At 64.9% G+C, this 11,406-nt stretch carries 9 protein-coding genes; all 9 read right to left on the bottom strand.

The annotated features are described in order from the left end of the window. Positions 1–1,381, bottom strand: a 1,381-nt coding sequence (gene tssI / locus LO50_RS18775) for a type VI secretion system tip protein TssI/VgrG (protein WP_044315960.1), incomplete at its 3' end; no start/stop codon positions are given. Between the two features lie 21 nt (positions 1,382–1,402). Next, a complete protein-coding gene (locus LO50_RS18770) occupies positions 1,403–2,380 on the bottom strand; it encodes a serine/threonine-protein kinase (protein ID WP_044315959.1) in 978 nt (325 codons plus the stop codon). Then, the gene (locus LO50_RS18765) at positions 2,377–3,108 is read right to left on the bottom strand and encodes a PP2C family protein-serine/threonine phosphatase (RefSeq protein WP_044315958.1); all 732 of its coding nucleotides are present in this window, start codon (positions 3,106–3,108) and stop codon (positions 2,377–2,379) included. The genes LO50_RS18770 and LO50_RS18765 overlap by 4 nt, the downstream gene beginning before the upstream one ends. Next, complete coding sequence (gene tssM / locus LO50_RS18760; protein ID WP_044315957.1) at positions 3,108–6,647, bottom strand: type VI secretion system membrane subunit TssM; 3,540 nt, start codon at positions 6,645–6,647, stop codon at positions 3,108–3,110. Before tssM ends, LO50_RS18765 begins: the two co-directional genes overlap by 1 nt. Before the next feature lies 1 nt (position 6,648). Continuing rightward, on the bottom strand, positions 6,649–7,530 hold the full coding sequence (gene icmH / locus LO50_RS18755; RefSeq protein ID WP_044315956.1) for a type IVB secretion system protein IcmH/DotU: 882 nt from the start codon (positions 7,528–7,530) through the stop codon (positions 6,649–6,651). Between the two features lie 5 nt (positions 7,531–7,535). Continuing rightward, positions 7,536–8,867 (bottom strand): type VI secretion system baseplate subunit TssK, encoded by a 1,332-nt coding sequence (gene tssK, locus LO50_RS18750; protein WP_044315955.1) that lies wholly within the window; start codon positions 8,865–8,867, stop codon positions 7,536–7,538. A 2-nt stretch (positions 8,868–8,869) separates the two neighbouring features. Continuing rightward, positions 8,870–9,352, bottom strand: coding sequence for a type VI secretion system lipoprotein TssJ (tssJ, locus tag LO50_RS18745; protein ID WP_044315954.1), 483 nt, complete (start codon positions 9,350–9,352; stop codon positions 8,870–8,872). Between the two features lie 4 nt (positions 9,353–9,356). Further along, entirely contained in the window at positions 9,357–10,553 is a 1,197-nt protein-coding gene (tagH, locus tag LO50_RS18740) for a type VI secretion system-associated FHA domain protein TagH (protein WP_044315953.1), read from the bottom strand. Positions 10,554–10,573: 20 nt separating this feature from the next. Next, positions 10,574–10,708, bottom strand: a complete 135-nt coding sequence (locus LO50_RS18735; RefSeq protein WP_014822124.1) for a hypothetical protein — start codon at positions 10,706–10,708, stop codon at positions 10,574–10,576. Positions 10,709–11,406: the final 698 nt, after the last annotated feature.

Raw genomic sequence — 11,406 nt, 5'->3', positions numbered from 1 at the left:
GGCAGCCGGTCACCAGCGGCTGGTCGGGGTCGCCTTCGAGGAAGGTGACCAGCACTTCCATGCCAACGCGCGGGATGGCGATGCCGCCATAGCGGTCGCCGGCCCAGCTGGAGGAGATGCGCAGCCAGCAGCTGGTCTTGTCATCGGCCTGGCCGTGGCGGTCCCAGTGGAACTGAACGCGCACTCGACCGTATTCGTCGCAGTGGATTTCTTCGCCTGCGGGGCCGGTGACCACGGCGGTCTGGCTTCCGAGGATCTTCGGCTTCGGATGGTTCAATAGCGGGCGGAAGGGGATGTCCCAGGGCGTGGCGCTGAAGCGGTTACGGTAGCCTTGGACGAAGCCGTCACTGGTATCGACATGACTGGTGATCGACTCTTCCAACACCTGCGGCTGCTTGCCTTCGTGCAGCACCTCGGTGAGCAACCAGAGGTCGTTCCATTCCCGGCGCGGGTGGTCGGAGATCTCCAGCAGATGGCCGCTGACCAGTCCTGTTTGATCGCTGTCGCCTTCGGCCAGGCGATAGCCGTGGCGATGCCGTTCCAGCGCGCGTTGCGACAAGTGCTTGCCACGGGCGCGCTCGGTGAAGCGACCCGGATAGTCGTAGTCTTCGAGGTCTGGTTGTGAGTTGGAGGCCTGTGCTGGCTCGGCGCGATAGGCCGCTTCCATCAGTAATCTGGGCTGTTCGAAATCATAGTCACGACGGCTGACCCGGCTGGTGCGTGTCGCGACACGCACGGCGAAGCGCTTGATCACCGGCTCGTCGGCCGTCATGCCGTTGTCCTGCAAATAGGCGGTCGGCTGGCCGAGCCGGGCGAAGCTGGTCTGGTCGTCGCCAAAGACCAGCGCATGGCCGGCCGTGCTGTGCTCGAAGTGGTAATGGATACCTTCTTCCTCGCACAGCCGCTGGATGAAGTGCAGATCTGATTCGTCGTACTGCACGCAGTACTCGCGCGGCGGGTAAATCACCGGGCCGAGTTGGAAGCGGTAGGCGTTGGCCTGGATGCCATGCTCTTCGAGCACCTGGGCGATGATCTGCGGCACGCCGAGGTGCTGGAAGATGCGCTGGTTGGTGCGATGCGCGAGATAGGCCAGTTGCGGCACGAGCGTAAGGCGATAGCGGGTCAGGCGTTTGCCCGATTCACCCTGGGCGATGCGGTGGATCAGGCCATGAATACCTTTGCCAGCCGGGTCGAAGGCGAGAAAGGCGGGTTTATGCAACAGTGCCTGCAAATCCAGATCGGGGCGCTCGCTGACCAGCTCCAGGTCGAAGCGATAGGGCTGGCTGATGGCCTCGCGGCCCCGGAACTCGAGCAGCTTGAAGTCGTGTTCGACGTCTTCCAGGGTCAGGCTGAAGTGGGTTTCGTTGGCCGCGTTGAACATTGGGCTTTCCTTGTCCTGATGTCATCCATGGGAGTGGCCGAACCAGCGCTGCCAGCGGCTCGGTACGGGGCGACTGAAGGCGCGCAACAGGCCCGCTGCATCGATGCTGCGCTGTGCTTCGTCGAATGCCAGTGCCAGACGCAGTGCCGGCCAGCAGTGCGCGGGCAGCTGAGGCGGCCGTTGCAGGGTGCCGTCCAGTTCCATCGCCTTGGCCTGGCGAGCGCTGAGCCGGCGAAACGGATGGCTGCCGCTGGCCAGTTCGTAGAGCACGCAGGCCAGCGCATAGATATCGGCGCTGGCGGTCAGCTCGCCGCCGTCGAGCAGTTCCAATGCCGCATAGCGCGGCGTCCAAGCCGCAAAACGCGTGCGGCACAGGCGCGGCAGACCGGGTAGCAGGCCTTCCAGCGGCTGGCCGAGGCCGTAGTCGAACAGGCGCAGGCCGTCCTCGGCGAGCATCACGTTGCTCGGCTTCAGGTCGCCATGCAGCACGCCCAGGCTGTGGGAATAGCTCAGCGCTTCCAGCAGCGGTAGCGCGATGCCCTGCAGTTCGCTCCAGGCCATGCCCTGCGGGCGTTCGCACAGCAGTTGGTCGAGGGTTGGCCCCTTGAGCAGTTCCAGGGTGATGAAGGCGCGCTGGCTGGCCGGGTCGATATCGAAGTTGTACAGGCGCACCACATGCCGATGGCTTAGGCGTGTCGTCAGTGCGTACTCGCTGTAGAGCAGCGCGCTGGCGTCGGGGTATTCGGCGAAATCCTCGCTGAGCGTCTTCAGCGCCACGTAAGGTTCCGGATCACCAAACTGTTCGCGCAGCAGATCGCGCGCGCGATAGACCGCACCCATGCCGCCGACGCCGAGTAGGCGCTCGATCCGGTAGCGGCCACCGAGCACGTCCGGCAGCTCGCCAGGGGCTGTCTTCGGTTTGACCGCTGCTGGCGTGGCCGCGGTGGACGCCAGGGCAAAGTAGGTGAGGTCGCTGGCCTGCAATTGCGGTGCGTTCATCGGCGGATCACCACGGCGCTGAGGTTGTCCCGTGCCGGCCCCTTCAATGCCTGGCGAAACAGCCGCTCCAGCGCCAGGTGTGTGGATGGCAGGCTAAGTGCCGCACCGAGGGCGTCGGCGGACATGCTCTGGTAGAGCCCATCGCTGCACAGCAGCAGCGTGTCACCGGGAAACACGTCGAACTCGAGGATATCCAGCTCCAGCTTTTCACTGGCCCCGATGGCGCGGGTCAGCGCATGGGCCGCAGGATGCCTGGCTGCTTGTACGGGGGTCAGTTGTTGCTCGTCGAGCAGCTGCTGCAACAGCGAATGATCCCGCGATAGCTGATAGAGCCGCCCACTGCGCCACAGATAACAGCGGCTGTCGCCGGCCCAGATGCATGCCGCGCGGTCATCCTCCACGAGCAGGGCGACCACGGTGCTGCCGATCACCGGATCCGGGCGTTCGGCGGTGACCGTCAGTTCCTGGCTGAGCCGGCGATTCAGCTCGTGCAGGCAGCACCGCAGCGCCAGCACCCGCTCTGGCAGGTCGCCCGTAGAGGACAGATCGGCCAGCTGCTCGACGATCAGGCGACTCGCCAGCGCGCCGTTCTGGTGTCCGCCCATGCCGTCGGCCACGGCCCAGAGGCCGGCCTGCGGCAGGTCGAGGAAGGCATCTTCGTTGCGCGCCCGCACCTTGCCAGTGTCGGTGCGCGCCGCGCTGCGCCAGCTACACGCCGTCGCGCTCATCACAGCGTCGCCGGCAGCTTGAAGCCGCGCAGCAGCGCGAGGTCGAAAGGATTCGGCGAGCGCTGCGCGTGCAGCAGGTAGTTAGCGCGCAGGCCGCCGAGATCGGCCTTGAGCATCAGCACGTCGCGGCCGCTGTGGTAGTCGACCTGCATCAGGTCGATCAGGCGGAACAGCGACCAAGGGCCGGTGTTCTTCTCGATGCCGACGCGACGCCCGCCGAGTTCTTCCACCACCAGGCTGGTGCGCCCGTCGTCGGCCTCGGCTGGCCAGCGGAATGCGGTCTGCACGATCGGACCGTGGCGATACTCCATCTGCTGGTTACCGAAGCGGAAGTCGGCACGACCGAGGCTCGAATCCAGCGAATAGGGCTCCAGCTTGAACAGGATCTGCGGCTCGTTGGGGTTCTCGGCGAAGAAGCTGCGGCGAATGGTCTGCGCCCGGCTCATCTGCGCGAGGAACTGCTCGGACAGTGGCAGGCCGCGACCGTCGACCCGGCGCAGTTGGTACTGACCAGCGCTGCCGCTGACGAAGGGCTTGAGGTAGCGCTCGAAGAAGCTGTCTGCCAGACCCTGGGCCTTGAAGAACTCGCGGAAGTCAGCGAGGGCGACGTCGCTGGCGCTGTGTGCGCTGAACGGATAACGCTCGCGCAGCGAACCGCGGTAGCTGGTGTAGAGCTCGTTGCGATAGCGCTGGTTGAGGTAGTGATAGGCGTCGCTGAGCACCAGCGACCAGCTGTCCTCGGCCAGCAGACCAAGCCACTTGCCGACTGGTTGCGGGAGCCGTGAAGCACTGCTGCGCAGCTGGTTGATGGCGTCGCGCTGACCGCCCATGCGCGCCTTGGCCATCTCGAATGCGGCCTGTTCCGGTGCGCTGGCGTGGGCCAGTGAGGCCAGCTGCAATTGCAGGGCGTCGAGCGCCTGCAGGCTTGCCGTCAGCTCGGGACCAGCCGCGCCGTTTTCGTCGAGCAGCTGGTGCAGCGGCGCGAAGCGGCGTTCGAGGGTTTTGCGTGCGGTGTCCGGTACGTTCTTCAACAGCGCGGCCTGGGCCTGCTCCGCCGCGGCGGTGGCCAGCTTGGCCGCTTTGCCAAGCTTGCCACCAGCATTCTGGGCAGCATCGGCCAGTTCGCCGGCCTCCACAGTCGCGTCGGCGAGGCCGGCGAAGCGGGTGTTTTCGCGCACCGCCAGCAGTAGTTGCAGCAGCGGTGAGTTGGCAGCGGTGAGCCCGGCGAGTTGCGTGGCACCCTGCGCCGCACTCCCCGCCGGGAGGACGTTCAGCTGGGTGATTGCCTCGCTCCAGTGTGTGGCGTAGTCACGGAAGTAAAGCTGTTCCATTTCCGCCAGCAGGCGGCCGAGGTCCTTGGCGCTGAGACTGTCACCTTCACCCAGCACCCAGTTGTCGCGCAGGATTTCGCTGACCAGCTCGGCGCCCTGGGCGACGAACAGCTTCTGATAGCCGCGCTGGGTGTAGAAGCCGGGAATCGCATAGTCGCCGCCGACGAACAGGGACGCCTGCGGGCCGAGCTGAGTGTTCAGTCGATAGTCGGGAAGGTTGCGCGCCTGATCGCGCAGCATGCGGTACACCACTGCCGCCAGCGATTCGCTGCGCAACTGGGCACGGGCCTTGGCGACCAGATTGTCGTTCAGCTGATAGGGCGCGAACGACTCTTCCAGCAGGCGGGCAAAATGGGTGTTCAGGCCTTGCTGGGCAACCGCATTGCCGCTATGGCGCAGCGACCAGTCGGCGGCCAGCCAGTCCTTGAGAAACGCCGCATCACGGCGCTCGGCCAGGTTCAACATGAGGTACGCGCGCAGGCTGCCGAGCAGCTGTTCGCGGTCGTTCAGGTTGGCGCGAATCTGCGCTTCCAGCTGCCGACCGACCCCTGGAAGCAGCAGCGTTTCCAGATTGCGACGGTAGGCGTCGTGCAATGTCGGGTCGACCGCCTCGCCCTGATACAGGCCACCACGGCGTAGCCAGGACACATCGTCCCTGGGCGGAAATATCTGGGTCGCCGCGTAGCTCGCGTCCAGCGCCTTGAGGGTGCGCAGTGCCTTGGCTTCCGCCTCGATGGTCTTGCGTTCGCCACCCAGCGTCTGGGCGATGCCGCGCAGCTGTTCCAGGCGCTCGTGGTTGCTGGAGAAGTTCAGTGCCCAGGCGCCGCCGAACAGCACCAGGCAACCGAAGGCGCCTGCATAAAGCGCGCGCTGGCCCCAGTCGATGCGGCGGACCTCGCGCTGATCGAGGCCCGCCAGTTCGGCTTCGGGAAAGATCACCCGGCTGAGCAGTTGATTGATGAAGCGTGCACGACCGCTGCGGAAGGTCGGCAATGCGCTACTGGCCAGGCCGAGCTGGCGGCCGATGCCGGCAGTGAGCGGGTCGAGACCTTCGCGTAGCTGTGGCGCGCTGGTCAGGTAGAAGCCACGTAGCTGGCTGGCACGCTGATAGCGGTTGCCGGCAAACGCGAGTTCGATGAACAGGCTCAGGCGCTCGCCGATCTGCCCCAGCTGATGCGGAAAGTCGAGGATGCGTCCGCGGCGCTGGGTGTCACGTTCCTGGTGCATGCGCATGATTACCTGGCTGTTCAGCCGGCGCAGCAGTTCCTCGAACTCCTCGCGTACCACCTGCGCATCGCTGCCGTTCTGCTCCTTACGGAAGCTGGCGCCGAGCACCTGATCGCTTTCCTCGCGGGACAGCTGATCGAAGAACTCGTCGAAACCGAGAATCCGATCGGCCTTGCTCAGCACCAGATAGACGGGGACATCGACGCCCAGGCGCTGGTGGATCTCATGCAGGCGCTGGCGAGCCTGACGGGCAAGGTTCTCCAGCTCCAGTTCATTGCCGCCTAGCAGCTGATCCACCGGCAGGTTGACCAGTACGCCGTTGAGCGGTCGGGCACGGCGCTTGCGCAGCAGGCCGAGCAGAGTGTCCCAGGCGCTACCGTCGACGGCGGCGTCGGGCTGGGTCAGATAGCGGCCGGCGGTATCGATCAGCACGGCATGATCGGCGAAGTACCAGTCGGCGTAGCGAGTGCCGGAGACGTCCTTGGTCAGGCGCTGCTGCTCGCTGCGATTGAGCGGGAAATCCAGCCCGGAGAAATCCAGCAGGCTGGTCTTGCCGCTGCCCTGCGAGCCGATCAGCAAGTACCAGGGCAGCTCGCTGCGCCATTTCTCGCTGCGCCCGCGATAGAGGCTGGAGGTTTTCAGGGTGCGCAGCGCCTGTTTGAAGCGATGGCGCAGTTCCTGTTGCTCCTCGCCGATCAGACCGTCGCGGCGCAGCTGCTCCTGAATGTCCTGGTCCTCGGCATCGCGCTTCTTGCGCGCGCTGGCGCGCCAGCTGGCGAAGACCATGGCCAGGCCCCAGCCGAGGAACAGGACGCTGATGCTCAGCAGTCGGCTGCTGGATGACTCCCAGAAGCGGTGGTCATTCACCGCCAGCAGCGGCCCGACGAACCACACCAGAACCGCCAGCAGCAGGACCAGCAGCAGGCTCCAGACCCAGGTTCGGCGCAGCACGGCGCCGACTTTGCCGAAGAACGTCTTCATCTCATTTCATCCCTGAAAAGGTGGAATCGCCGGCATCCATGTCCAGCGAGCGATAGGGTTGCAGCACGCTCTCGCGTTGTTCGCCCAGCACCCAGGCGAAACCGCCGTAGATCACCCCGAGGCACATCAGGGTGAACAGCGCGACCATCCACCAGGGCACGATGCGCACCAGGCGCCGGCGGGTGTCCTTGAGGCCCTCCCAGTGCGGCGACAGCTCGCGCGGTATGTCGCCACGCATCTGCCTGATCTGCCGGTAGAGGCTGTCGCGCACCGCTTCCAGCTCGAGCATGCCGCGCGGCAACACGCGGTACTTGCCCTCGAAGCCGAGGGACAGGCACAGGTACATCAGTTCGAGCATCGGCAGGTGCTTGACCGGGTTGCGCGATAGCCGCTCGAGCAGCTGGAAGAACTTCTCGCCGCCGAAGGTCTCGTTGTGGAAGGAGGACAGCAGACTCATCTGCGACCACTCGCTTTCGTTGCCCCAGGGCGTGGTCACCACGGCCTCATCGAGAGTGGTGCAAAGCACGTAGCGCGCCGCCATCACCTGGCTGCTCTCGGCACCATCGTGCAGGGCTCGGTGCTCGAACAGCTTGATCGCGCTGCTCAATTGCCGGTGCAGTGCTTGCAGGTCTTCGCTGTCATGGCTGTGCTTGAGGCGTACCACCTCCGAGAGCAGCGGCGAGGCGGCGGCCACCAGCGGATTGAGGCTGATGTTGAATGTCTCCGCCGGGCGCAGGCGGGCGGCGTAGATCATCCGCTCCTCCAGCTGCTCGAAGCGCGGCGGGGTGTCGAAGTCGGTCAGCGGGCTCTGTGCCGGCGCATCTCCTGCTCGATTAACGATGACCGTGTGGTCGTTCTGTCCGTAATCCATTTCCTTGATCATGTCGCTCAGTCCCTGACCGCCCAGAATTTCAGTTCGAGCCCGGTGAAGTCACCGGACACATGGAAGGCAAAGCCGCCGGAGCGCTCCAGCTGCGCCTGGTCCTCGGCGCTGAGTTCCAGCGCGAAATAGGTCTTGCCGGCATGGAAGGGGATCTGCCGCGGCGCCACCGGCAGCGGCTTGATGCGGATGCCCGGCAGATGCAGGTTGACCAGCTGGCGGATGCGCTCCACCGGGCCGATCTTCAGGTGCGCCGGCAGGCGGGTGCGCAGGGTTTCCGAATCGCACTGGGCGCTGGCGGCGAGCACGAAGGACGCCGTGCCGAGCAGCTTGTGATCGTGCAGTGGCGATACCTGGATGCCGTACTGGCGCTGCTGCAGCAGCAGTTCGATGGCGTGCTGTTCGAGCACCATCGACAGCACCTGGCGGATCGCGTCCATCAGCTTGCGGAAGCTCGCGCCCTGGTCGCTGTGCTGGTAACGACCGTCCAGGCGCGGGCGCTTGCTCTCGCTGGAGAAGGTCGCTAGCTCGCCGAGCAGGCCAAGCAGGTCGCGGTAGATCTGCTCCGGGTGCACCTGCTCCACGCCCAGGTAGTGGCGCAGCACCGGTTCGTGACGGTTGATCAGCTGCAGCATCATGAAGTCGCCGACCTCGGCGCCACCGACCTTGCCGGTGGCGCTGATGCGCTCGGCGAGGGTATCGCCGCGGTGGGCGAGCATGCTGATCACTTCCTTCAGGCAGGACAGCAGATAGCCTGAGGCCTGGAAGTTGACGTAGGTCGGAATGAACTCGGGGTCGAGGCTGATGACCCCGTCCGGCGTGGTGTCGAGCACCTCGCACAGCTGCAGTTTCACGTAGGCCTGGTCGCTCTGCTGCTCGCCCAGCAGCAGGCGGAAATCCGGCAGCCCGGTGCTGACCTGGCTGGTGCTGCTGTCGCCGGCATTGGAGTCGGCGACATCCAGCTCATGGGCGGTGTAGCGCGCCAGCACGTCCTTCTGTTCGGGCCGGCGGGTCTCGATGTGGTTGCCGGTAACCAGCGGCAGCGCGAGGTATACCGGCGTGCTGCCGGTGTTCGGCGGAATGTCCAGCGCCAGTGGCTCGCGCTCGCTGCCCAGCTCGAACAGGGTGCCGTCAGGGAGGATGCCGCTGGCCTGGCTGAGCACCAGCTTGCCCATGTTGAGGAACTGACGGTCGATCTCCAGGTTGAAGAAACCCCAGGCGTAGTTGCCCAGCTTCTGGGTGCGCGCCTTGAGCTGGTGGTCGTAGTAGCGATCGCTTTGCTGGAAGTGCTGCGGGCGCAGCAGCATGCCCTCCTGCCAGACAACTTTTTGCAGGCTCATGCTTACTGTCCTTCTTCGGCGAGCGGATCGAACAGCGCGATGCCGCGCTCATCCAGGCTCAGGGCGACATGGGTGCGCTCCTGCGGCGGCAGGGCGATGACGTAGCGCCAGCTGGCTTCCGGCAGGTCGCGGTAGGCGGCCAGCACGCCGACGTAGCGGCTGCCGTCCTGCACGGAGAGCTTCAGCTCACGGCTTTCGCCGGGACGTAGTTCCAGTTCCTCGGAGGTCACCAGGTCCGGCGCCAGGGCTTCCTTGGGACGCTGATAGAGGGCGAAGAAGTCGCCATTCTCGAATTCCACCGGATGCTTCAGTTCCAGCAGGCGCAGCACGATCGGCGAAGGCCGGCCGTTGAGGTCGGGGTTGAGACGGTCGCTGCCGTGCAGCTCGAGGTCTAGCTTGGTCAGCTTGGAGTAGGGCGACAGCGCCGAGCAGCCGCCCAGCACGAGCAGCGAGGCCAGCATGGCCAGGGTGATGCGACGAGGCATGGGATCATCCTTGATGGGTGGAATCGAGCGTGGCGATCAGGCGCACCTGCTCCTCATAGGTCTTGGCGAAGTCGCGGGCGAACAGCCGTTCGCTCCAGTCGGCGTCCTGGCCGAGGCTGTGATGCAAACGGCGATAGGCGCGCCAGCGGCTGCCGGCGGTAGCGATCAGCGGCTTGCGGCCCTCGCGCTCGAAACGCAGCGCCAGCTGTTCTGGCGCCAGTTGCTCGAACATTGCGTGGACGGCTGCGCGGCTGGCAGCCAGCAGTGCCACCTGATGCGCCTGCAGGTCGCGAAAGGCGCGGCCGATGGCCTGTTCAGCCGTGAGTTGTCCGGGCTTTTCGCCGCGCAGCAGGGCGCTCACGGCCTCACCCGTGTCGGCGCTGTGCTTGAGCGGGTTGTTGCCGGAGCTCTGCACGGTGGTCAGTGACAGGCGTAGTTCATTCTTTAGCTCGCTGCGGGTGCGCAGGCTCTGCTGCAGGCCGCCGATGCTCTGCTTGAGCAGGCGTGCGGCGTCCAGCGCCAGGGCCTGGCGCTGTTCCTCGTCGAGATCGTCGAGTTCGATGCCCAGCGCCTCGCCGAAACGCGTCCAGAATCCCTGCGGCAGCCGTTCGGGCTCGACTTCGCGCTTGGCTTCGGGCGCAGCCTGCGGCATCACCAGCTCCGGCAACGGCAGGCTTTCCATATCGATGCGCGCGTAGTCGCGCTGTTGCGCCTGGCGCTGTGGCGCAGCCAAGGCGAGGTCGAGGTCGTCAACCTCGGCATAGACGCGTTCCTGCTGATCCATGGCGAGCAACGGATCAAGGTCGAGAAAGGCGTCGTCGGGGATGATGCTGCCGGCCGGCTGCGGTCGGCCGATGTCGCCTTCGAACAGCGCTGGGTCCTGGATCAGTCGCGCGCGGATCTCGAAGTCGCCGAGACAATAGACGCTGCCATGCTCGATGCGCTGCGGCTGGCCCTTGACCAGGCTGGCGCCACTGTCCTTGAGCTGGATGCCGTTGCTGCTGGTGTCGGTGAGAAAGAAGGCTCCGTCGCGGTAGCTGATCACCGCGTGACGCCCGGAGAGGACGCGCTTGCGATCCGGGATCACCCAATCGCAGCCTTCGGCCCGGCCGATCAAGCCGCCGGCCTGCTTGAAGGTTTTGGTGGTCAGCAGACCCGGCACGAATTGCTGGGCGCCCACCATATCGAAGACCAGTTCCATGGTCGTGTTGCTCCTTGCGGTCACTGGCCGCGATTCAAAGCCTGCGGGTCGCCCAGCGGACGATATTGGTCATCGTTGAATTTGTAGTTGCCGGTGCAGCCGGTGAGCAGGGCCGCGGCGAAGAGCGAAACGAGGGCGTAATAGCGCACGGGCACGCGATTTCCTCCTTGAAGTCGTGTGTGGGGGCAAGGTGCGCATGGCGCGACCTGGTCGGCGCATTGAAGTTCAGTTGTCCTGCAGGCTCGGTGATCGGGTTCACAGAACACCCGTTGGATGCGTCTAAAACGAGCGTGAGGTCAGGTTGGCGCAGGCCGATGGCGCCGCATGGCAGGTTTCCCTTGCATCAGCTTCCCGATGCAGGCAGGGCGGCCTGCACTTGCCTGTGTTGGCTTTTGGCCGATCGAGGGCAACGGTCTGAAGATGGTGCGCAGAAACGACAAAGCCCGCAGTGAGCGGGCTTTGTCGGAGCGTTTCGAGCGGGACTCGAAACGACTATCTATATGGCGCTCCGGCGGGCCTCTAACCTGTTCAGTAACCTACTGATATTACTCGGAAAATATACATTCAATATTCTCAGGCATACATGTGGGCATACAGGCTACAGCTCACTATGACAGTTGACCCCCCCCCTATTTGATTTCAGCACTCACGGTAAACATGGCTCCCCCCGTCGTTCGGAGCCCAAAAGGCTCAGACTTTTAACATCCCTACCCCTGCTCGATTATTCGCCCACGCCGCATTCTCTCTCGCTGTCGGCACCAACACATAATGGGGTGCAGGGGTGGTACAACCATTAACCGTACTGACCCGGTGTTCTTGGTGTTCTTGGTGTTCCTGAATCGCTGAAAGCCAG

Origin of the sequence: Stutzerimonas stutzeri (genome assembly GCF_000935215.1) — a bacterium.
Taxonomy (GTDB): Bacteria; Pseudomonadota; Gammaproteobacteria; order Pseudomonadales; family Pseudomonadaceae; genus Stutzerimonas.
Note: the sequence above shows the minus strand (reverse complement) of the source record. Positions and strands in the feature narration are given on the sequence as shown.